Origin of the sequence: Flammeovirga sp. SJP92 (genome assembly GCF_001583495.1) — a bacterium.
In the GTDB taxonomy this organism is placed as follows: domain Bacteria; phylum Bacteroidota; class Bacteroidia; order Cytophagales; family Flammeovirgaceae; genus Flammeovirga.
Map to the genome: position 1 here is coordinate 268,065 of NZ_LQAQ01000019.1, position 23,975 is coordinate 292,039.

The following is a 23,975-nucleotide window of genomic DNA, read 5'->3' on the forward strand; positions in this document are numbered from 1 at the left end:
AAAGTTACTGCCAAGTATAACCTGATAAGTATTAAACATTCAATAAATAAATTTTCCGTAAAAAGATTATATCTCAAATGAAAAGTAAATACAAAGTTATCCGTACCCATAAGCGAGCACCTCATGCACTACAAAGTTAGGCATTTATTTTTCAATAAAAATATTTTAGAAGAAAAGTAACCATTAATAACAAATAAATAAAATCAATAACAAACTGATATTCAACAAAAAAAGCTACTCACAATGAGTAGCCTCAGATAGAAAGGAATATATAATTACTACATTAAAAGTCTTCTTACATCTTCTTCCTTTTAAACCTTTGGAGTAGACCCAAATGTAGTTTACACTGTATTATTTTTTCTTGAGAACTGTAACTACAACCTCCTGATTTCGAATATCATTGCGTTCATCTGTCACGCTGAATACAAACTTATGCTCTCCAATTTCTAAATCATTCAATACTTCTTTCATTAAAAAAACAGTGGCTTCTGTATTCCCTCTGACGTTCCAATATTGTTTGCCATTGAGTAAAGAATAATGTAACTGCTCTTCATAATGAGATTTTGTCTCTTTTGCTAAATCAATATTTAATACCTCCGTTTGAACTAGAAGGCTTGCTATCTTTCCTGGCACGTAAATTTCTACTCTTATGGTATCCGTAAAATTCCCCTGTTGCATCGTAATTGAAGAACCATGCGACAACTCAAAAGTAGTGGTCTTAGGGATAGCATCATTCAATGTTCTTTCTTGACAAGAACTAATCCAAATGATCAACGATAACCCTAAAAGAAATGATACTAATTTTTGCATACCTATAGTGTTTTTAAAAGTGAGAACTTTGGAAATGACAAATAGAATCAAGCAATTTTAATTATCTAAATCACTCAATAAATCATACGATCGAATAATTTATTAAGTTGAATATATTACCATTCATTTGGACAAATGAAAAAGGCCATTGCATACGCAATAGCCTCGCTTTCAATCTGTAGTTACTATTAACAACCTATAACAAAATCTCGGGTTATTTCTTTACTGACACCGTTGTATCAGCTTCTACTTTTGATACCGTTACTTCTTGTTCGTACCCTGGTTTAGCGGTACTGTACATTATTGTAGTAACAGCAACAACTGCAATAATTAAAACAGCAATAAGTGCAATAACAGTTTTCATAGCAATAGTATTTTTAGTTCTTTATTTAATAATTATTTCAAGCGAAAATAATTTATGTATGATAAATTTTACTTCTGGATCGATTCTGATATTTTAACCTCCGTCAACGCTACCCTCTCCTCTTCATATCCTTCTGGTGCAGAAGCATACAGTAAAGTAGTTGCGGCCGCAATGGCGATGATTAAAACAGCTATAAATGCAAAAACAGTTTTCATAGTAATGGTAATTTATTTTTTTGTTTATCAATTTAGATCAGTCTTTGAGCGAAAAAAACTGAACTATTTAAAAGTTTCAATCCTATAAAGAGGTCGTACTTTTAGATGTACTCAGTTTTTTTTATTTTTTTTCAAGAAAAATAGTTTTTGACTAAAAAAAACATGCTTAACCACTCATTTTCAGGTAAAAACAAGTCATTAAGCATGTTATTTATTTTTAAAATAATTTTATTCTATCTACTATTTCTAGAAAGTCTTGGTCATATTACTGTTGCAGATAATGGTAAACTCATTAGTTCCTTTGTTTTCATCAGACAGTTTTGAAAGATCAGTTTGCTGTCCAAAAGCAATTACACCTGTTTTCAAATTTTTATCATAATGATTAACATACCATACAGTTCCTTCATGATTTTTGGAGTGGAAGTCTCCGTTATAGTGTAAGAATAATTTACCCTTATTTTTCTTCTTCAATCCTTCCACAATAGAATATCCCATCGTTGCATCTTTGATTGCCTGTGCTTCTACAAATTGCTTTGCTTTTCCGGTCATGCCATGTCCTGCCATCATTTGCTCCATTTCTTTGTAAGATGGATTGTCATAAGGCACTTCGATAGGTAAAGGTGCAATATAGTTTTTCTTCGCTTCCTTGCTTAAGGTCTCCAACTCTGTCAATCCTTTTTTAGAAACAAGACTCGCGTATCTTCTTGGTACGTTAGTAGCAATAAATGGGATGTTATGTGCTTTAGCAAAATCTACTAAAGGGGCATAATCTGTTTTATAATTGTCCCATGCTTTGCCGTCTTTGATTAAAACAGCTTCTTTGATAAAACCTTGTAAATACTCGTCCAAAACTAATTGATTGTCCTTTTCAAACATTTCTGCTCCAAGCACAATCTCATTGTTTTTTTGTTCTGCTAATGATTTTGTTAATTCAAATTGTAACCAATGGGCAATTGGGTTGTTGTGCAATTCTCCAAAAAACACAACATCATAGTTAGAAAGACTTTCGGCCATTTCCTCAAAAGTGACTTCTTTTCCTTCTTTGTCAAAGATTTGGTAAGCTTTCAATGGCGTTTGTGAAAATGTTGCTACTGCATAAAGGGTCAATAGCAAGGTGATAATATTTTTTTTCATGACTTTAAGTTAAAGACTTTTTGTGAAATTCGACGCGTTTTATTTTGATGGAATGCAACTTATTTTCTAGTGTAAAAAGTGGCTTTTCTCTTTTCTAAAAGGCTTATAGAATGCCTATTGAAAAACACTTACAATACACTAAACACACACTTAACCGTATTGTTTTTACAGAATGAAAACCGTAACCTCATAGGAGGCTACGGTTATACACACTTCTTAATCAGATTAATAAGGGAAGACTCCTTATTAAGTATCAGGATAATTATTCTGCTATCAAACGTTGGAATTTGAAGGCAGGATAACCTTTTTCTAAATCATCATTATAGAACCCAGTGAATGCTAATTTGAAAAATACTCCATCAGTTGTTTCAATAATATAGTATTGATTTTCAACAATTTTATAAGTAAATGTAGCAAAGTCTAATACTTTCCAGTCAGAACCAATTGCATCAACTTCTGATGACAATGTTAGGTTCATTGCGTCCTCATAAGAAACTTCATCATAAGAAACGAACGTTTGTCCTTCTGCTTCCAATTCTTCTTTATTCAAACGGATCGCTTTTACTTCTCCTTTATTGACCAATGCACCTGTCATCATGTAAGGTACATACTCTGTACCGTCATGTGTTTTACCATTGTAGTAAGCCAATACGATGTCCCATCCTTCACTACCTTCCGCATGATCTTTTTCAGTATCCCAAACATCAAATTTCACATACTCTTCATCGTTGTAGTGGTATCCAAGAGTATCTGCATTTGAAGATGCTGATGCCGCATCAAGATCCACAAATACTTGACGGTTGTAGCTCAATTTTACCTGCTCTACTTGTTGAGTTTGATGGTTGAAACCTTCCTCATATACGTCTGGCGTGCTGTATAATGCCACTTGCAAAGCATAAGAAGATTCATCCAATGGTGGAATTGTGACAGTGTCATCTTCTGAACATGAGAATAATGAAGCTGATAATAGTAGACTAGCGAAAATTGACTTTTTCATTGTAATTAGTATAAAAATTTGTTGCTAAAAATTAAATCTTATTGAGTTTGTATTTCAAGGAAACAAAGTAAGTTCTTCCCCAAGCTACTAACATGTTTGATGAACTTGAATGAGCACCTCCTTGTGTTGTATTGGTGATGTCATTCACATCTAATAGGTTCTTCACACCTGCTGTGAGTGAAAAACGATTACCTTTAAATCTTTTAGTTGCAGAGTAATTAAGCATACTGTAAGCCTCCAATGTTCCTTCTGTAGGACCTTCTTCCTCACTATTCATATAGAGCTGTACTCTTTTGCCAGTGTATTTATAATCCAACTGCATCGACAAATTGAGAGTAGGCCAAGAATAGGAAGCCATTGCTACAAAGTCTGTGGAATACCTAAAGTTGAATTCGGAGGTATTTTGTAAATCATAACCAATTCCTGTAAGTGTCACCCCTGCATTGACTTTGAAAAGGTTATTATTGTTATAGCTCACATTGAACGTGCCTCCGTGTGTTTTCTTCTGAGAAATATTCTGATAGAAATAAGAAATACCATCATCGCCCATCGCCAACTCAATGACATCAAAAAGGTGGTTGTAAAACCCTGATGTTTCAAACTTCAAAATAGAACTCTGTTCGATATCAATTGTCTTATCCAGGGACAATGTTACATTGTATGATGTTTCTGGAGTAAGATCTTCGTTACCGAAAATTCTATGGTTAGTATCTACAAAATCCATGTAAAGCTCCTTCATACTTGGAGCCCTGAACCCTTTAGCAAAGGAAAGTCGGCTATTCCAATTATTGTCGGAATTGAATTTTAGATGACCAGAATAAATCAATGGAGCATCAAAAGTGTTGTGATGTAAATACCTCACCCCTGGTTGGAATACTAGATTGCTATTTAAGTTGATTTTCAAATCAGACCAAATTGCATTTTCCTGTAAACCCCCATTTTCTTTGACTCTTCCACCCTTTCCTGTTTCATTGGATAGTTCATAACCTACTTGCCATTTCATCCAGTCTTTAATTTGCTGACCGTAAGAAATTCGTGCATTTAACATCTCAAACTCATCAATATTGGGATCTCCCTTTTTGTCTTCAGTATTCAAATCTTCTTTTACAACATACTCCTGAGAGGTTCTTGTGTAAGTGTTGTAGGAAACTAATCCCGTTAAAGAAGATTTGTTGTTGAATTTCTTATCAAACTGACCGTAATAGGTCACTCTGTCCGTCAAGAAATTTGTATCAATGGCACGAAGAGGCTGAAGGTAATTTCCTTTATAAGTTAGATCTTCTCTACTCAATCGAACACCTAACTTTGCTTCCCATCCTGATAGATTTAAACCATAATAAGCATCTGCATTAATTTGGTTTTTCGGGTTCCAACTCATCGCCCTTGTTTCTTTGTTCATGTCATGACCGTTGAAATACCGATATCCTCCAGAGATTCCGAACTTTGATTTTTTTCTACCGCCTTGAACATTCACATTACCATTCAATTGACCTACTGATTCAGCATAAGCTTGTGCTGTTCCTGTCAACCTGTAGTATTTATTTTCTTTCATGATGATATTGACGGTACCTGCCAATGCATTGGAACCATATACAACTGACATTGGTCCTTCTATTACCTCAATATGATCTACTTGTGACATATCAATTTGTGATAAATCAATATTTCCATCCTGCCTACCAATTATTGGCATTCCATCGATCAAGAACTTTACATGTTGTCCTTCCAAACCTTGCATGATGATTTGAGAGCCTAAAACTCCATCTTCTCTCAGATTAATATTAGGCTGAAAACGAAGAGCATCTCTTACATTTTGAACTCCTTGTTTTTCCATTACATCTGAAGTAATGATCCCAACTTTGTAAATGGATTTGTCCGCTTTTTCTGGTTCTACACTTGCTGTCTTCACCACCTGATCCAACATTAGTAAATCAGGCTTCATTTTGACCTTGACTTTTTCACCTCCTGCCAGTTCTATTTCTTGTGTTTTAAAACCTGTGTAAGAAACTGTGCATTCCATATTTTCGAACAAGATAATTTCAACTTTACCTTTAGCATCAGTAGAGTAATATTTCTTGACACCTGACGCCGTAATCAAACAGACATGTGCTCCAACCAATGGAAGACCTTCTGTGGAATCTACAATTTCAAGTTCTACTTTCGGGACTTGCGCCAGTGTACTGACTGCATAAAACAACATCAGTACACAAATCGTAATTTTATTTTTCATATCTATTTTCCATTTTTTCATGGACTACTTTCCCACGATTGAAATCATGGGCTATTGATGTTATTCGAAAAATCGATGTTTCTACCTTTTTGTTATGCGGGTAGACACGTGGGGTGTGTGGGTAGACACATAGGTCTACCCCTACGATACACGGCGTGGCATTACGATTTTCTTTGTTGTTTTTTTGTGTTTTTGACCGTTGAAAGGTCTTTCAAACTATCCAATACACATCCTGTTGGGCATGCCACTCTACACCATAGCATAGGGTATTTGATTGAAATCCCGATAAACGCTAAAGAGATGTAGAACCAATAAGATGAAAATTCTGTACTGAATAAATCAGGAAACAACTCATAGTTGCCAAACTCCTTATAACCGTAGACAAAACCTCCAAAAAGAACGATTGTCAAGGCATATCGGATGTATTCCGCTTGTTTGTTGGTGATGAATAATTTCTTTGATTTGAATGGTGAATATTTCAAAGAGATCATCTGTGCTGCTCCAAATGGACATACATAAGAACAATAGGCATTTTTGCCCCAAATTGCTGATAGTAATGTCATCAATGCATATATGCTCAAGAAAAGAGAGACTTCCGTTCCCATAAATGGCATCAGATAAGTGATATAAGTAAACGAAGAGTTCATTCCAAAACCGATATAAGCCATTGTGAAAATAGAAACTGCCAATCTAGTTTTCTTTGTTTTCTTAATCTGTGGCAACATTGCAAATAAGAATATTGCTCCGATGACAATGATGTGTACAATCCACCAATACGTTAATTCTGCTTGTACATGGAAGCCGTCCAAATCATAGTCATAATAGGTCGACAAAATTTGAGGTGCTGTAACTGTAAACGCTTCCGTGACCCCATCTGCCATTGCTTTTGTAGTAATTGTTGCTCCTGAAATGGCATCAATTGCATGATCATTATCTCTTGTACTTAAGTTTCTATATTGATCTAGATAAGAACTTCTCAATACTTTTCTTAAGTAGCTTTCTGTTTCTTTTGAAGTGATGTAGGATACTTCATTCAACATGCCTCCCAAGGTCATTTCCATTCCCATATAAATAGGTCCAGAAAAGCCTTGAACAGTGTTGTGAAGCATATTCTCAAAGTAAAGTGATCTTAGTCTTCCGCTTTGATAAATTTCTGCATAGCAAAGGTCGCCTTTCATCTTTACGACTACCTCTGCATCATTTTCATATTTCTCTTTTAGTCTTGTAGCAATGTCTTGGGCCCACTCCTTATTGTGAAGTGATTCACCCATTCCAGAATGAAAAGAAATCATTCCAGCTTCTTTTGTTCGTTTTTTAGCAATCGGTCTTACCATACCATATTCCCCCAACACATAACTTCTCCCCTCTGAAATCAGCCCTGCCTGTACAGTGTGTTTCACTGCAAAATCAGTCACTAATTTTGGTGCAAAAAATTCATTTTCGATCGTAGAAATACTCTCATGCAAATCCGATCTATCCAAAGGACCGTAATAAGCAAAGAATCCAAACACACCAAAAACGAGGAGGGTAAGAATAGACTTTCTATAATCTATTTTTAATTGCTGTTTCATCCATCTACTTTTACAAAACCGATATTATATTTATGAATAACGGATTTATATAAACTTAATTTACAATTCTTATATATCTATTCTGTTTCAAGTGTTAAGCGATAGCGTCACTTGGAACTGTTTTTTGGCGAAGTCTCCTGACTTCGAATTTTATGTTGATTTGTTTCGAAGTCGGGAGACTTCGCCAATATTGAATCACAAGTGACGCTTGTCAGCTTAACACTTGCGATATAGAAGTGCACGAAGCACTTATTACATTTATTAATGCTTGTTACTATTTCGTAGCAACCGTTTTTCCTTTTACCTCAGCCACTGTTTCAGCAACGATTTTTACTACCCACTTATTGATGTTCGCATCTGGAAGAATCGCATCTTGCTTGTATACAACACGCTTTTGATCCTCTACCATATCCACGCCTTTTTGGATAATTTCACCTTGGAAATGCTCATCATTAGCTACTAATACAGGAATCACAATTGCTCTTTCCTCTAACTCTAAGATTTGGTCAATTGCTTTTTTAGTAGGCTCAGAAGAGTATCTTACTAAGTGACCGCACCATCCGTAAGAGATAGAACCAATACCTGTTTGTGCTTTTAAATAACGACCGATATCCTCTACCATTTCTTCCCACTGCTGGTTAAACTCCTCATCACCATAAGCGATTAAAGCTACACCTTCGTCACCAGAACCGTTAGATAATGCTTTGGCTCTACGTGTGATATTTTTCTTCAATACTGTAGGGAAATCTAAAAGTGGAGTTACAACTACTCTCGCCTTAGAAGTATAAGTATCAATACCTTCTTCTTTTAAGCTCGCTTTCACTTTTGGATCGTTGGCCAATCCTACAATATTAGGAATGTCATTTGATGTGTGTGATGAAATTGTCAAGAAGATAGGCACTACAATCACTCTATCGTAATTTTCTTCATCAAATTTCTTCATTTGAGTTGCAATCGATGGCTCAGTGTACTCCATGAATGCTGTACGAACGTCAGTGATTTCACCACTTTTCATGATATCATCTTTGACGTCAATCTCAATATCTTTCAACATTTGTCTCCACCCTTTAGAGTGAGATCCGTGATTTACTAATAACACACCGATTTTTTCACCTGTGCTTGAGTTGGATGCCGTTTCACTTTCCTGACTTTTCTTTTCTCCCGTTGCACAAGAGAAGACTATCATTGATACTAAAGTGAAAAGGAATGAGTTGAATAATTTCATTATTATTTGTAATTAATCTAAATAAGAATAACACAAATGTAGGAGGAAACAGCTTGAAAGGTTTATCGAAATCGGAAATGATTTTTTCGAAATGAGAAAAACATTGCTTACACAATTTGATAAAACACCTTAATTTAAAATATAAACAATTGACTACCTGATATTTAATTATTATTTATTTAATAAAACAAACAGTCACAGCTTTTACACTATTTTTAATTAATCTAAATTAAACTACTTTTGTGATAGAAATTATTAGAGCAATCTATTATAATTCTACAACGCAACTAATCAATACAATTAGATTTCAGACTTTTTCAAGTACGAAAAATAGAAGAATGCTTCACTTTTTTAATAAAATAAATAAGCAAAATACAGTAGTCATTTCTTCGAAAGAAGAATTTGGATTATTGAATGAACATAGGCAGTATTTACCTCACTTCGGAACGGGTGATGTGAAGGCTATCTCTTATGAATCATGGGCTATTTATTTAATTCAGCTGGAAAAATGCTTATTCAAACAGGAAGTATTCCATCTTGCTACAAAGAGTAAATGTATTGTTTTTAATATAGATCAGAAACATAATATAGAATGGTTTGCTGGTGATGAAAACACCTTTAAAATCAAACCTCAGACAGGCACTTTTTTTAATACCATAGAAAAGGAGTTTCAACTGAATCTTTCCAAGCCAATTCATATGCTGATCATTGAATTGAGGGAAAATTACTTTGAACAAGGACTCTTCCATCCATCTTTAAAACAACTAATCCATTCTGTTTTTGATGAAAATGATCGGCTTTCTTTTTCTATTTCCAAACGACTTTCTACTTATCTCGAAGAAATCAACCAATCAACAAAAAGAGGCGTTTGTCAATTGATGTTCCTCAATGCAAAAATATTTGAGGTCCTTTCTGAAATTACCGATGATCTAGAAACGTTATCTGATGTTGACGTAATTCACCCTTATCAAGAACAATTAGATCAGATTACAAACTTGATTGACACCCAACTTCATATTCAATTTTCCATTAATGAATTAGCCAAAAGTGTTGGATTGAATACTTCTTATCTCAAAAAGTATTTCAAGGAAGTTTTCAATGAAACAGTTTTTGAATACGCTACTCGAAAAAGGATTGACTATGCAAAAGAATTATTGGAAACTACAGATCTTCCTATTTCTTCAATTGCCGAAAAGATAGGCTATCAACAAGGTGCACACTTCTCTTATGCTTTTAAGAAAAATACAGGGCAAACTCCAAATCAATACAGAAAAAACTTCAATTAACACCCTTTAAGATACTCACTTACAGTTTGTTAATTTAGAATTATTAAAAAAGTAACAATCTATAAAATGGAATCAGTCTAAATAAAGAATTATGTTTGCAACTGAAACAATTCACTTTATTAGACCATGACTATTTTTAGACTTACCCTAATTTTATTACTATCTCCTATAGTTCTGTTGGCTCAACAATCCGTGTCAGGTAAAGTAACAGATCAAAATGGAGAAGCACTTCCGAGTGTAAGTGTAGGTATTCTCAATACAAGTATAAGCCAAACCACTGATACGGATGGTTCTTTTACTTTAGCAGACGTTCCTGCAGGTGAGCATCAACTTGTTGCTTATTTTGTAGGGTATGAAAAGTCAATCACTTCTATTCGAATAAAAGAGGGGGAAAATCTGAGTCTATCGATTTCATTAAAGGAGAATACAAGAGAACTCCAACAAGTAGAAATTATTGGTGTAGAAGAAGAATCTTATAATAACTCCTATACTTTCAGTGCTACAAGAACAGGTACACTTATAAAAGATGTACCTCAATCTATTTCTACAGTTACCAAAGAATTAATCATTGATCAGCAGGCTTATTATTTGAGTGATGTGGTCCGAAATATTGCAGGAGTAAACCAGCATACTATTTACAATGACTTTACAGTAAGAGGGTACAGAAATCAAGATGGTCAATTGGTCAATGGCCTTAAGACGTCTTTCAATATGTGGACGCAACCCATTATTGGTTTATATGAAAGAGTAGAAGTCATCAAAGGACCTGCTTCCGCTTTGTTTGCCAATGCCAACCCTGGAGGAACCATCAACTTTGTAACGAAAAAACCACTGACTACACAGCAAGGTACAGCTACCGTTTCCGCCGGCAGTTTCAATACTTACAGCACTAATGTAGATGTAACAGGACCACTTACTAAAAATAAAAAAGTATTATACCGTTTGAACACTGGCTACCAGCGTTCTGATACATTCAGAGACAACAGCGGTGGTGAATCTTTCTATGTCGCTCCATCTATTTCATATATGCCTACCGATAATACAAGGTTCAATGTAGATATGGTGTATATGAAAAATAATACTGTATTGGATAGAGGTAAACCGAATTACGAAGGCAGTAAAGATTTGAATCAAACACCTATTCACCTTTCTACTTCTCAGCCAGGAGATCATCTGAATAATGATAACTTGTACATTACATTCTCTTGGAATCAAAAAATCACGGATTGGTTGTCTTTCAACTCTTCGTACTTGATGTTTAGATCTGAATCCGACCTTGCTGAGCACAGAACCAACGGAAAGTACATTACTCCTAGTGTGTTAGAAATGCGCTATGTGGAAAGAGATGAATATCAGAATTCAGACAATATCACCAATTATTTTGTTTCAAAATTCAATACAGGTCAAGTAAAACATACCGTTATGGTGGGGATGGATTACAGTGAAAAGGTATACGATAAAAACGAGAGACAAGCACGCGGTGAAGCACAGGGAGTTCCTAATTTTGATTTGGATAATCCCCAATATGGCAACAGCAACCCTGCGGATTATTATTTTGATCCGAATAGGTCCATTACAATGGGTACAACCGCCTATACTAAAAACTACACTACAGGGCTTTACATTCAAGAGCAACTCAATTATAAAAAGTTGAATGTTCTAGTAGGACTTCGTCAAGAGTTTTATAAAGACGTACGTCTAGAAAATGGTAATGAACTGACCAAAGAACAATCAGCCTTGCTTCCTCGTCTTGGAGTAACGTATGAACTGACCAATACCATCAACATCTATGGCACTTACACTGAAGGTTTTGAGCCACAAGACTTTGGTATGAATGCGGAACAGAATGGAGGTCCTTTCGATCCTCGAATTTCTAGTATGTGGGAAACTGGTTTGAAAGGTGACTTTTTTGATGGAAAATTATCAGCCACTACCTCGGTCTATTGGATTACAGTCAACAATATATTGGTGCAAGACCCTAATGATGTAGACCGCCTGATTCAAAGAGGGCAAGAACAGTCGAAAGGGTTTGAAATTGAAGTCAATGGACAAATCACCAAAAACCTGAGCTTGACCACCAACTATGCTTTCAATAATGCTATTATCACCGAATCAGATAATCCGGAGGAGATTGGAAATCAGAAGGAAAATGCTCCTCAGAACCAAGCGGGGTTCTGGGCAAAATATGATTTTCTAGAAGGTTCCTTAAGAGGATTCGGTGTTGGTTTTGGTGGACAATATATTGGTCAGCGCAATACAAACACTGCTGATCTTGTACTGGATGATTACCTTCTTTGGGATGCGGCAATGTATTATAATTTCAAGAATTTCAGAATCTCGGCCAATCTCAAAAACATCACCAATGAAACATATTATGTGGGTGGTTACAGTTATGATAGAGTGTTCCCTGGTGCTCCAAGGAATTTCACGATTGGTTTGACTTATAAATTCTAATACCTTTTTTCGGGGTACACAAAATATACAGCGGGCAGTCACGCAGGACTGCCCCTACGGAACAACATTATGAATAAAAAACGACTTTGGAAATGGCATAGCTGGCTGGGACTGTATAGCGGTCTTGTGATCTGTATATTGAGTTTTACAGGGGCTTTGGCGGTTTTCAAGTTTGAAATAGATTATCTATTAAATAAGGATTTATTTTACGTTGCTCCACAAGAAAAGATGGGTAATGTGAATCAATTCATTTATGATATACTTGCCCACTACCCTGAACATAGTGGCTATATTGTTGAACCTGTAGAAGATAAGGAGCGCTCTTGGAAAGTTGCTTTTAGACTGAAAGAAGATGGACGAAATATAGCAAAAGAAGTCTTTTTTAACCCTTACAATGGTAAAATATTGGGCGAAAGAGACATGTATAAAACTGTGTCGTTTTTTATCAGAAATATCCACGTTAGACTATTTGATCATTGGTACGGAAGACAGTGGGTTGGGCTGGCAGGTATATGCATGTTAGTATCACTGATCGTCAGCATTCCACTGTATTTCGACTTCACTAAAAAACAACAATTCGGCAAAGTAAGAAACAAAAGAAGCCGTCAGAAATGGGCAGACCTTCATAAGTTCATCGGGTTGACTACAATTGTTTTCCATTTGATTATCGCATTTACGGGAGCTTGGTTGGGGTTGCAACCCAAAATTCAAAAACCTTTGATGGGCGACCGTCCGGGCATCTATAAACCCTCCGAATTTCCTTTATCCAAAATAGAAGATAATCTCTTCAAAGTAGATTTTCCTTCACTCCTTTCCAAAGTCAAAAAAGAATTTCCGGAGTTGAGTTCTTTAAAAATAAAAGCGTCTGCTGATGGAAGTAGAACAGCTACGGTCTTTGGTAATATTCCATGGATGCCTTATGAAAGACAAACCAATTTTATAGTATTGGATAAAAAGGATTTATCTCCCATTAAAAAACTAGACATTAGAAATGCAGGAGTAGGAAGTCAGTTTTTCTATATGCAGGAAGCACTGCATTTTGGGGATTTTTTAGGAATAGGTTTAAAAATAGTGTATTGTCTTTTTGGACTGATTGGAGGCTTTTTAGGCATCAGTGGTTTCTTTGTTTATTACAAAAGAACGGAGAAGAAAAGAGTACAGCAATATCCAATACTAACTACTTCTAATATTCTTTATGGCTTTACATTGAGTGGTGTATTGATCACTGCATTGATAGCTTATAGCAGTGTGACTTTTGGAGCAAACAACCCTACAAGTACCATTACCACACCTTCTTTTTACGTTATTCTTTCTATTTACATCATTTATAAGTTGATGCGTTATCTCATTAAAAGAGGTTTTCTTCACGTAGAAGCGTAGCCTGCTACGCAAAAACTATCAAACATCGATGCATTTCAAGTTTTAAAGTAAGCAATAAACGAAAGCTGACTACATAAGGTCAACAACACGTAGCAGGCTACGTGGCTACAGACACCTCTATCTGATACGAAAGTAATCATAAGGTTTTGCAACAACATCAGGTACAGCTCCATGTAGAAGCGTAGCCTGCTACGCAAAAAACTATCAAACATCGATGCATTTCAAGTTTTAAAGTAAGCAATAAACGAAAGCTGACTACATAAGGTCAACAGCACGTAGCAGGCTACGTGGCTACAGACACCTCTATCTGATACGAAAGTAATCATAAGGTTTTGCAACAACATCAGGTACAGCTCCATGTAGAAACGTAGCCTGCTACGCAAAACCCGTCAAACACTGATGCTTTTCAAATTTGAAAGTAAGCAATAAACGAAAGGATACCTGCATAAAATCAACGGCACGTAGCAAGTACTCGAGATCCAACAATAGAAAAAACCTCAGCTATATAAATAACTGAGGTTTAAATGTGATCTAGATTTACTAATCTACATAAAAATTATAGGAAACTTCAACGACAAATCATCGTTGATCGACACTTTATTATGACTAATACTTTAGTCAATAGGGAATTTTATAAACTTATCTCATATAGAGTGTTTATTGGGTTATTATACCTTGCTCAAGATCTTATCTGTTTCTATCATTAATATAGCAATCTGCATCCCTGTTTTCAGAGCTTCAAATTCCTGATCATTCAAACAGTAATTCACTTGTTTATCTTTTGTTTTCAAGACCAATTTTGCTTCATCATCCTCAAACTGAAATGCATGCTGCTGAAAATCAATGCTTGATACCTTTTTGGCGTAATTAAAAAATTCTTTCTGTTCAAAATTGAATAAGAGGCCTTTCATCTGTATACCTACCTTTTTACAATCTTGACACTGACTTATAATTAGTTCTTCTTCTGAGTATAATTTCTTTGCTCTACACATTTCACAATGCTTATTTTAATCTATTTGTTATTTTTATTTAGATCAAATATAAATAACATATTTTGATTTACAATGAAATGATCATAAATTATATGAGAATAAACATATCTTAATTCTTTTTTCACTAACTTTGATTTACAATTTAAGTCGATAATATGGGGTTTATAGATACACTAAAAAAGAGGTGGAATGTAAAGAGTGGCTGGCAAGTAGGTGTTATATTACTTGTTTTCGCCCTAACAGGTACAACATTTATGTACACTGTGAAGCCGTATGTTTACCCATTATTTGGTATTACAAGCGAATCAAGTACTTGGATTAGAGTACTCGCTTTCTTCTTCATTGGTCTCCCTTGTTATCAGGTTCTTTTGCTCATTTGGGGTACTTTACTTGGTCAATTTAAGTTCTTCTGGGAATTCGAAAAGAGAATGTTCAGAAGAATGATCGGCAAAAAATAGCAGTTTCAGCTCCCTTGTCTTCTTATTCACTTATTATACAAATTTACAGTACTAGCAGTCCAATTTATGCTTCTTCCATTTACAGCATCAAAAGATGATGGTCACTTATTATCATTATATTATCAAGAACGTATCAGAAAATGCTATACAGCAATACCTTTTTTCTTTATCAGTTATTTGGTGGTGATCTCTTATTATGTTCTGGATGACTTCAGAGTATTTGAGCCTTCTACTGCCTTTACGCTCAACAGAATTCCTTCTATCATTTTCTCTTTGATCTTGATTGTGCTCCGTTTCACTAATCCTAGAGAAGGAATATTAAAGAATTATTGGATTCCCATGTATACCGTTACCATGGTCTCCATTATTTATAGTTTATACGCGGTTACGTTCCTCACTTATGAGCAATCGGATTATTTTCTTTCTGGTTTGTATATCATAAGTGGCTGTCAGCTTATTTTCCTATTGTACAGTATTATGTCCATTACAATCATTCTCGGAATTATTGGATTGGGGACGGTGGCTTTTGTCAGTGCTATTTTTTATGAATATGGAACCATTACAGCATACAATGTACCCAACTTCATTGCTATTAATATTGGTATTATCATGGTGCTTGTGGTCAAATACAATAACACTTTCAAGCATTTCAAAAACTATGTTTTACTCAAAGAAGAAAAGAGTAAATCAGATTCTCTATTCCAACTGACTTTGGAGCAGAATCAAAAACTTCAATCGCAAAAAGAGTTTATCAATCATCAGAAAGAAATACTTTCCAATCACAATAATGATATGCAGGAAAGTTTGCATTATGCACAACGTATTCAAAATGCAATGCTTCCTCTCCCCTTCTATAACATTGAAAAAGTGAAGGAATATTTTAATTATTCTGCCCCTAAACATATTGTCAGCGGAGATTTTCATTGGTTTGGAAAATCAGAAAATGCACAAGTTATAGTAGTTGGTGATTGTACTGGACACGGTGTGCCTGGCGCTTTAATGAGTATGCTAGGTGTCTCTATTCTAAACCGTCTTGTTACACAGGAAAATGTAGATGACCCTCTCTATATTATAGAGAAAATGCATATCCGACTCAATACTTTACTGCAACAAAACTCTACACATAACAATGATGGAATGGCTTTGTCGGTTATCCGTATTCCACTCTACCATGATGAAAATGTCATTACTTTCTGCGGTGCCAAAAGCCCTGTTTTATTTGTAAAGAAAGAAGGTGTAGAATTTCATAGAGGAGGCCGTTATTACATAGGAGGTAATATATCTCCTATCAATAAATGTCAGAATATTTCCATTAAAATTGAGCCCGGTATGATGATGTACTTGTATTCTGATGGTTTCAGAGATCAGTTTGGAGGTGTGCAGGATAAGAAATATACCGCTCATCAGTTCAGAACTTTTCTCCGTGAGATCTCTAATGAACCTACTGCTATACAAAAACAGCTATTGGCATCTGAATTCATGAAATGGAAAGATGCTAAGACTGAAAACAACGTACAGGTAGACGATGTATTGGTGGCTGGTTTTAGGTTTTAAAGAAGGATTATGAGACAAGAAATAATGCTTATTGCTTTTTAATTCAAATGGCTTGAAAGAAAAGACTGCATCATTTCTTATCTCATATTTTAAAACGAAATTATCGTCAACTATCAATTGAAATTTCTGCAAGCTTTTATGTTCTACTTCCTAGTTGCCTTCTTCTTTATTTTGTCTTAACACAAAAAAGAACCAAGAAATTCAAGGCTTTGAAGTCCAAGTGTAGATCAAATTAATTTAGTTGACATCCTACTAGAGAATTAATAAATCATGATCTCATTGATCTCCCATTTCCCTTCAGTCGCCTCTACAGCCGGCTGTAATGCCACTTGCATGATCCTTGATTTTATCTCCGAAAACTCTGCAAGATCAATCGTATACGTCTTGAATTCTTTTTGATGAGGAGTGATTGGAATACTGATCCATTGTTGCTCGCTCCAGTCCAATTGTTCCGTATTGGTTTTCCAAAATCCTCTGCCCTCATTTCTAGAGTAAACTGCAAATTTCATTTCCTTTGCCGATGTATTATTTTTGATTTGGAATGATACTTTTGAACAGAGACTAGCTTGTGTATACAACCATGGAGCACTTTGAATCGTTGCATTTTGGGCATTGATCTCTCCTTTTATTTTCCCTTCCTCAAACGTTACTTCTGTGCCGTTGAGTGCCATCCAGCCCATTGTACTTTTCTTAAATTTAAACGGCCTTCCAGGAGCAGGATACATACGGTCGTCTTCAGGAATTAAAATGGTGTTGTCTTTATTGAAAAATACAGGCTTCAAACTTGCCCCTCTGTAAAACGCACTGATATCATGATTCTCCTGTAATACATAAAGCTGACCATCTGTCCACTCAAAAAAGCTTGTATGTCCTCCTTCTAGAAAAGCACCTTGATATTCATACGGTCCATAAAGTTGTTTAGCCATAGCGTACTTATTGCCGTACACCAAATAATACCATTCTCCCTTTTTGAATAAAGTCGACTTATCACTCACTCGTATCTTCTTTCCTTCTTTTGTCTGTACCAGAATAGGTTGAGGTTCCGTGGACAGCGATTTCATATCTTCCGCCAAAGTAGCCATATAATACGTTCCACTTCCGAAACAAATCGTATACACCCCATCTTCTTCAAAAATTTCAGGGTCATAAGGTGATTCTTTGATAATGTCTGTAGGAAGCAACGGTTTACCTAGTAAATCTTTGTATTCTCCATCCACTTGATCCGCCACGGCAACTCCTGTATTATAATAGCGGTTGGAGAAAAACCAGTAGTACTTCCCATTTCTCTCACAAATATCTCCCGCAAAACAATTGGGTAGATCTCCTATATAAAAATCTTTAGGATGAATACTCCTGTGATACTGCCAGTCTTTTAAGTTGGTAGTAGACCAAACCTCCCATCGGTCCATTGGGAAAGAAGAAGTGGGATTCCATGTCTGATCATGTCCACAAATAATGTACAATGTATCTCCTTTCATCAATGCATGTGGGTCTGCCATGCCATGTTCCTCTACAATGACATCAATTTTAATAGCATCAGGATTAACACCATAAGTCAGTTTGGATGATTTCTCCTGCGTGGAGCAACCTATGAAATTCAAGGCTGTTAGAATTGAAAGTAAGCTTGTTAATACTTTTAATAAATAATCACTCATTTTTTTATTTCTGTTCGTCAAAAAATTAATCAACGGAAAATAAAAAAGAGAATAGAGATGTTTAGGTGGTATATATAGAAACCACCTTATTTCAATTTAATTTCACCATGTCATTCCAAGCGAATTGCACTCGCTGTAAACCAACTTTCCAATGACGCTTATATTTTAACTTCTTTCACCTCCACAATTTCATCCAACCTCACTTTTTCAGTATTATCAAGTACTGCATATTCCACTTTTTCCTCCACGATGAGTGTCTTTATTTTGGCCTCTATTTCTCGGTTTTTCAATTGAAAATGAAGTAATGTACCGTGCATTGCCCAGATTTCATATTGATCATAGGTGGCACATGCTATGGGTTTGTAATTTTTATTTTCTGACATATCAATGTATTTTTTTTAATGAGTAGTAATGCAAACAAATAGCTGACAAAATGGTGTGCAATTTCATAAAAAAACGGAAGGTATGGACCTAAACCACACCTTCCGTTTTACAGCGTTTTCATTCTCAAAAATTGCTACTGAGTTACAACAACCGCTTCCTTAGTTACGGCTTCTTCTTGTTGTTGTTCTTCATACTGCAACGCTTTTTTGAGGCTCAATGCATACCCTAAGTGCACGCCTTCATGCACATTGTTGAATTCTACAGCTTCGGCTACGGTGTGAATTCTTACACCCAAGCCCGTAACATAAGATTCGTATTTTCGGAAAATACCCGCTACTTGGTCCTCATCTAGCTTTTCAAGTAAATAAAGTGCCAAGTACTTCAATTCGTTGACTTCATCTTCTGATAAACTTCGCTCTGGTTTCGATCCTTTACGGAACATCTGAATCCATTTTTTGTCCATGGGAGGTGTCAGGCCTGAGAGGCCATAAGTAAGCAGTTGATGGGTGACTATCGCGTGTCCGAAATTCCAAATGATGTTGTTGTTGTATCCAACAGGAATGCTATTTAATTCCTCTGTGGAGAATTGGTTAATAAACTCAATAAATCTCTTACGTAATTTTCTAGTAGTGTTCAACATGAAAATAGATCCTTAATGATGATAGTACTGATGCGAATGTTGATTGAATTTACGAAAAAAACGTAGGATTTTTAAAGTATTTTAAGAAAAAAAATAAAGGCCTTGCAACACAATTTTGTATTACAAGACCCTGATATTGTACTTTTTATATAGAATCATAACTGGTTGAAAGAAGGTTAGTTTTGATGCATATTACATGTTTCTAATAGGATTATTCTATCCATGTACGCATTTATCTCTTCCTCCACATTATATTTTAAATCTTTACTGAATTGTATATTCACAAGACGGTCTAATTCCGATTGTAAATCAGCAATTTTTGATTTTAAAGAAACTCTTCTCTCTAGCTCCTCAATAATTGCCTCTAAGTGAGGGATATTGTGGGCTTTTATAAATACTTTTAATTCTTCTTGGTCATCTGGTGCTAACCCCTCATGAGCAATACGTGCTAACTTCAACCCTTCTACTAGATCTGCAGAATTTATATACTCGTAGAATTTTTCTTTTAAAATTTCTGATAGAAAAGATGATGAGATATTCATAGTATTCGTTCCTTAAGTATTACAATGATTTCATTTCGCACACATTAACCGCTTTCAATAATTAGTGGGTTAATAATGTTTACATGTAATTTAACTCCTAACTCCCTCATTGCGTTTGTTTTATTGATTTGCATTAACAATTAAATTTATCATTTAGAAATCAATGTATCCTAAACTACAGCTTTCAAGGGTATGAAATGTTTGTTTCTAGCCAAGCTAAGAGGAGGCTATAAGGGTAAACGATAGTTTGATGCACACATGCAATTGCACTGGAAATTGATGCATAAAAAAAGAGCTCCGCAAAGCAAAGCTCTTTTCCAACCCAAAAACTAACTATTTCTCATTGCTATAATCTTTAATGATTCTATCAGATGAATAGAATAATCATTTTTATATTTTGACTTCAAAATTATCCGTTATGCATTTTGAAGATGTTCTTCTGTGTGTTCTATATCTTATACACCTACCCCCTCTTTTCCCCTACCTTTTTTATAAAAAACAAATGTTAATTTTAATCTTTTTTTTACTACACATTCAAAATCAATATTTTACATATTATTATTTTTAAAATAATTTCTTAAATAAATTACCAAACAGCTCTTTCGTTAAGCTTCATTAGGATATGATTTAAACATGGAGACCTCAAAAACTTCGAGTTACTATTATATTTAAGTACCTAGTACTTTTATCTGACTGAGATGAATGAATAAAACCTAACAACAACTCCTAGAAAAAGAGCACTAGAACCACTAAAACAATAAACTATTTAAGGATAGACGCAACATATTAATGCTATCCTCATAATTGTACTAAAAACTTCAACCATGACCATAGGGCAAAGAACTTATCAAATCATCGAGAAAAGCGATGGAACAGACAAATCAAGTAAAGTTTTTGACATCTTAATCATGTCACTCATCTTGCTGAACGTCTTGTCTGTTATTCTTGAATCTCATCAGTCGCTTTATGACGAATACCAAAGAGAATTTATGCTGTTTGAGCACTTCTCCGTCATTATTTTCACCATTGAATACATTTCCAGACTTTTTACAGCACATTATAAATACCCCAACAAGTCAAAATTAGCCGCTGTATTTGCATTTGTATTTTCATTCTATGGCCTTATTGACTTGCTTGCTATTGCTCCATCATACCTTATGCTTATCCACTTGGACTTACGCTTTGTCAGAATATTAAGATTATTCAGACTGTTCAGGATTTTTAAATTCGGCAGGTACAACAGTGCTCTTTATGTTCTTATCAGAGTCATAAAATCACGAAGAGAAGAATTAATTCTTACGTTATTCATGTCGTGCATTTTAATATTGTTTTCTGCTTCGCTCATCTATTTTGTGGAAAGAGACACCCAACCTGATGTCTTTACAAGCATCACTCAGTCCATGTGGTGGGCTGTAGCCACACTAACCACTGTTGGTTATGGAGATATGTATCCCATTACTCCGCTCGGTGACATTATTGCAAGCTTTGTGGCCATTATGGGAATTGGTTTGGTTGCGTTGCCTACAGGCATTATCGGTACAGGATTTATTGAAGAAATTTCAAAAAATAAAGAAAAGAAAAAGTGCACTTGTCCAAAATGTGGCAATACATTTCATGCTGAATAAAAAAAGTCAATCTATTCTTCATTTACATCTTCCTTTATAGGCATATTTTGCAATAACTTATATTTTGATTATTTTTTAAACATTTATTGATTAATAAATAAACATCACTATATTTACAACTGCTCTCCCTTTAACAATTAGACGACATCGATTCAAACTTTTAAAAGAAATAGGAAAATGACAAAAGATTTGCTGGGGAGACCGCAGAATAAATATGCTTTGATCGATTGCAATAGTTTTTATGCGTCGTGTGAAATTGTTTTTAGGCCAGACTTGGAAGACAAACCTGTGGTGGTATTGTCCAATAATGACGGTTGTGTGATTGCCGGTAACAAAAAAGCAAAAGAACTGGGGTTTAAAATGGGGACGCCTTTCTTTAAAATGAGATCAGTAATGCAAAAACAGGAAATAGCAGTATTTTCGTCCAATTATGCATTGTATGCCAGTTTATCTCAACGTATCATGGCATTGCTGAGAGAATACGGTTCTGCCATTGAGGTCTATTCAATTGATGAAGCATTTCTAGACCTTACCAATACAGAAGAAACCACGGGCATTGGCACATTGATCAGAGAAAATATCAAAAAGCAGACGGGAGTTCCTGTTGCCGTGGGGATTGGCAGTACCAAAACTTTAGCAAAACTGGCCAATCATATTGCCAAAAAAGATCCTAACTTCCCTGGAGTTTGTGAACTGCGTTCTTATAAAGAAGACCGAAAATGGATTGCACACTGGCCCATTGATGAACTTTGGGGTATTGGCCGACAACATTGTAAATCACTGCAAGAGCATAATGTATTTACAATCGGCAGTTTTATGGATCTTCCAGAAGCTTATATCAAAAAGAAGTGGCATGCTCCTGTATGGCGTATCTATAAAGAACTACAAGGGGTTCGTTGTCACACATTCAAAGAAAGACCTCCTGCAAAACAGGGCATTGGCACAGCAAGAACATTTTCAACACCTGTCAACAATTGGGCTAAGCTGAAGGAAATCATGTGTGGATTTGTAGCATCCGTCACAGAGAAACTCAGAAAACAACACAGCTTGACACAACAAATTTCCGTTTTTGTGATGACGGATAAACACCGTGAACAAAATCATTATTATGCCAGTCAAAAAATTAAACTTGATGTACCTACAGATGACACCGCTATTTTGATCAAAGTTATGTTCATTTTATTAAGGAAAGTTTTTAAAGAAAAACATAATTACAAAAAGGCGGGTATACAGCTTATGAAAATCACACCTAATCAATCTTTCCAACAAACACTTAACAATGTTCACAATAAAAATGAGATTGAGAAAAAATTTCATTTACTAGGTACTTTAGACCATATTAACAGGAAGTATGGAAAAAATACCTTAGTATTTGCATCGCAACGTTTATCTTCTCGTCAGCCTTTTGACATGAAACAAGAAAATAAGTCCCGCAAATTCACAACAAATATTAACGAAATTGCTTTTGTTCGATAATTTTACTAGAAATAACGAAAGAAGTATACACAATTTAGATGGTGTTAAGGATTTAAAAGTGGACTTTTATAACATAAACTAAAAAAATATTACGTAAGCAGTAACTTTTTCTATCAAATGCATTGCATAATTATAGGATTTTACTGACATTTGTAATGTACATTTCTAAGAAGGAGTTAAAAGTGTTAAATTTCCTCCTACTAATGGAACGAAAAACGTTCCAAATCAGTTAGATAAGTACGAAACAAAAAAGACATAAAGTACTCTTGATAAGTCAAGAGGATATTTATAAAGAACTCATTTTTAATTGGTTTTAGTTTTTAGCTAAGTTGTTAAAGGTCCTGCTCTATGAGCACGACCTTTTTCTTTTTATATCCCCTTTAAAACGGCTGTTTAAGCACAAAAAAGGGTTTAAACCCTCCAATCAGAAACAGTTCAAACCCTTTTTTCATACTTCAATAACACTCTACTGTAATCCCTTTGTGAGGTATTGAATAATCACTTCGTGTTCAACCTGTATATCTCTTGCCAGCATAGATTGTGCTCCTAACATTACGGTGCCGGCAAAAATCATCTTGTTTATATCCCCATCGAAAAGGCTCATATAAGCATCACGGATATAAAGCATAAATGGATTGGCACCTCTACCTTTTGACTCTAAAAACTGAATTAAAATCTGATTGTCGTAATAAAAATCAATCTCAAAACGATAGAAGGCGGCGATAGTTTGTTCCAATTCCTGATATTGCTTTGCTTTTCGTTCCCCGATAAATTTTACAATCTCATCTACAAGACCATATTCTCCGTCAAATCGAGTATAAAAAACTTTGGTAGTCGTACCACAGTGCGCTGCTAACTTTCTCAAAGACCACTCTCCTCCGTCTAAAATGTATTGAATAGTCATCTCAACCATGGATTCTTTTGAGGGAGCTGCGTTTTTTCTAGTTTTAATCATTTTCTTGCTTTTCGTGCTAATTATATAA

Annotated in this window: 21 protein-coding genes; 7 read left to right on the forward strand and 14 right to left on the reverse strand. The window is 35.1% G+C overall.

The annotated features are described in order from the left end of the window. Positions 1 to 351 precede the first annotated feature (351 nt). The 8 genes from AVL50_RS06275 to AVL50_RS06305 all read right to left on the reverse strand — a co-directional run bounded on the left by AVL50_RS06275 (position 352) and on the right by AVL50_RS06305 (position 8,546). On the reverse strand, positions 352 to 810 hold the full coding sequence (locus tag AVL50_RS06275) for a hypothetical protein (protein ID WP_062615630.1): 459 nt from the start codon (positions 808 to 810) through the stop codon (positions 352 to 354). A gap of 214 nt (positions 811 to 1,024) precedes the next feature. Next, positions 1,025 to 1,174, reverse strand: coding sequence for a hypothetical protein (locus AVL50_RS32885; protein ID WP_157491172.1), 150 nt, complete (start codon positions 1,172 to 1,174; stop codon positions 1,025 to 1,027). 68 nt (positions 1,175 to 1,242) lie between these two features. Beyond that, complete coding sequence (locus AVL50_RS32890) at positions 1,243 to 1,389, reverse strand: hypothetical protein (protein ID WP_157491173.1); 147 nt, start codon at positions 1,387 to 1,389, stop codon at positions 1,243 to 1,245. 246 nt (positions 1,390 to 1,635) lie between these two features. Beyond that, positions 1,636 to 2,523 (reverse strand): ChaN family lipoprotein, encoded by an 888-nt coding sequence (locus tag AVL50_RS06285; protein WP_062615632.1) that lies wholly within the window; start codon positions 2,521 to 2,523, stop codon positions 1,636 to 1,638. 262 nt (positions 2,524 to 2,785) lie between these two features. Next, positions 2,786 to 3,520, reverse strand: a complete 735-nt coding sequence (locus AVL50_RS06290; RefSeq protein ID WP_062615633.1) for an HmuY family protein — start codon at positions 3,518 to 3,520, stop codon at positions 2,786 to 2,788. Positions 3,521 to 3,551: 31 nt separating this feature from the next. After that, positions 3,552 to 5,750, reverse strand: a complete 2,199-nt coding sequence (locus AVL50_RS06295; RefSeq protein ID WP_172826777.1) for a TonB-dependent receptor domain-containing protein — start codon at positions 5,748 to 5,750, stop codon at positions 3,552 to 3,554. A 161-nt stretch (positions 5,751 to 5,911) separates the two neighbouring features. Further along, entirely contained in the window at positions 5,912 to 7,321 is a 1,410-nt protein-coding gene (locus AVL50_RS06300; RefSeq protein WP_062615635.1) for an FMN-binding protein, read from the reverse strand. Positions 7,322 to 7,595: 274 nt separating this feature from the next. Next, complete coding sequence (locus tag AVL50_RS06305) at positions 7,596 to 8,546, reverse strand: sirohydrochlorin chelatase (RefSeq protein WP_062615636.1); 951 nt, start codon at positions 8,544 to 8,546, stop codon at positions 7,596 to 7,598. 242 nt (positions 8,547 to 8,788) lie between these two features. On the opposite strand from AVL50_RS06305, the gene AVL50_RS06310 reads away from it, so the two are divergent. From AVL50_RS06310 to AVL50_RS06320, 3 genes are all read left to right on the forward strand, one after another. After that, complete coding sequence (locus tag AVL50_RS06310; RefSeq protein ID WP_371258995.1) at positions 8,789 to 9,832, forward strand: helix-turn-helix domain-containing protein; 1,044 nt, start codon at positions 8,789 to 8,791, stop codon at positions 9,830 to 9,832. A gap of 126 nt (positions 9,833 to 9,958) precedes the next feature. Continuing rightward, positions 9,959 to 12,286, forward strand: a complete 2,328-nt coding sequence (locus AVL50_RS06315; protein ID WP_063850573.1) for a TonB-dependent receptor — start codon at positions 9,959 to 9,961, stop codon at positions 12,284 to 12,286. Between the two features lie 69 nt (positions 12,287 to 12,355). After that, the gene (locus tag AVL50_RS06320) at positions 12,356 to 13,666 is read left to right on the forward strand and encodes a PepSY domain-containing protein (RefSeq protein WP_063850575.1); all 1,311 of its coding nucleotides are present in this window, start codon (positions 12,356 to 12,358) and stop codon (positions 13,664 to 13,666) included. Positions 13,667 to 14,334: 668 nt separating this feature from the next. On the opposite strand, the gene AVL50_RS06325 is transcribed toward AVL50_RS06320, so the two are convergent. Beyond that, complete coding sequence (locus AVL50_RS06325; protein WP_062615640.1) at positions 14,335 to 14,658, reverse strand: DUF6686 family protein; 324 nt, start codon at positions 14,656 to 14,658, stop codon at positions 14,335 to 14,337. A 155-nt stretch (positions 14,659 to 14,813) separates the two neighbouring features. Here AVL50_RS06325 and AVL50_RS06330 point away from each other — a divergent pair, with 155 nt between their 5' ends. Further along, the gene (locus tag AVL50_RS06330) at positions 14,814 to 15,116 is read left to right on the forward strand and encodes a DUF6787 family protein (RefSeq protein ID WP_062615641.1); all 303 of its coding nucleotides are present in this window, start codon (positions 14,814 to 14,816) and stop codon (positions 15,114 to 15,116) included. Between the two features lie 66 nt (positions 15,117 to 15,182). Next, on the forward strand, positions 15,183 to 16,670 hold the full coding sequence (locus AVL50_RS06335) for a PP2C family protein-serine/threonine phosphatase (protein ID WP_062615642.1): 1,488 nt from the start codon (positions 15,183 to 15,185) through the stop codon (positions 16,668 to 16,670). A gap of 260 nt (positions 16,671 to 16,930) precedes the next feature. Here AVL50_RS06335 and AVL50_RS06340 read toward each other — a convergent pair whose 3' ends face one another. The 4 genes from AVL50_RS06340 to AVL50_RS06355 form a co-directional block, all read right to left on the reverse strand. After that, a complete protein-coding gene (locus tag AVL50_RS06340) occupies positions 16,931 to 18,325 on the reverse strand; it encodes a family 43 glycosylhydrolase (protein WP_157491174.1) in 1,395 nt (464 codons plus the stop codon). A 158-nt stretch (positions 18,326 to 18,483) separates the two neighbouring features. Beyond that, positions 18,484 to 18,708: a Rho-binding antiterminator gene (locus tag AVL50_RS06345; protein WP_062615644.1), complete on the reverse strand. Its 225-nt coding sequence runs from the start codon at positions 18,706 to 18,708 to the stop codon at positions 18,484 to 18,486. A 134-nt stretch (positions 18,709 to 18,842) separates the two neighbouring features. After that, positions 18,843 to 19,349 (reverse strand): DinB family protein, encoded by a 507-nt coding sequence (locus AVL50_RS06350; protein ID WP_062615645.1) that lies wholly within the window; start codon positions 19,347 to 19,349, stop codon positions 18,843 to 18,845. Positions 19,350 to 19,525: 176 nt separating this feature from the next. Then, positions 19,526 to 19,891, reverse strand: a complete 366-nt coding sequence (locus AVL50_RS06355; protein ID WP_062615646.1) for a hypothetical protein — start codon at positions 19,889 to 19,891, stop codon at positions 19,526 to 19,528. An 824-nt stretch (positions 19,892 to 20,715) separates the two neighbouring features. On the opposite strand from AVL50_RS06355, the gene AVL50_RS06360 reads away from it, so the two are divergent. Both AVL50_RS06360 and AVL50_RS06365 read left to right on the forward strand, forming a co-directional pair. Next, positions 20,716 to 21,516, forward strand: coding sequence for an ion transporter (locus AVL50_RS06360; RefSeq protein ID WP_062615647.1), 801 nt, complete (start codon positions 20,716 to 20,718; stop codon positions 21,514 to 21,516). Positions 21,517 to 21,693: 177 nt separating this feature from the next. After that, positions 21,694 to 22,992: a Y-family DNA polymerase gene (locus AVL50_RS06365; RefSeq protein ID WP_062615648.1), complete on the forward strand. Its 1,299-nt coding sequence runs from the start codon at positions 21,694 to 21,696 to the stop codon at positions 22,990 to 22,992. Positions 22,993 to 23,458: 466 nt separating this feature from the next. Here AVL50_RS06365 and AVL50_RS06370 read toward each other — a convergent pair whose 3' ends face one another. Beyond that, positions 23,459 to 23,947 (reverse strand): hypothetical protein, encoded by a 489-nt coding sequence (locus AVL50_RS06370; protein WP_062615649.1) that lies wholly within the window; start codon positions 23,945 to 23,947, stop codon positions 23,459 to 23,461. Between the last annotated feature and the right edge of the window lie 28 nt (positions 23,948 to 23,975).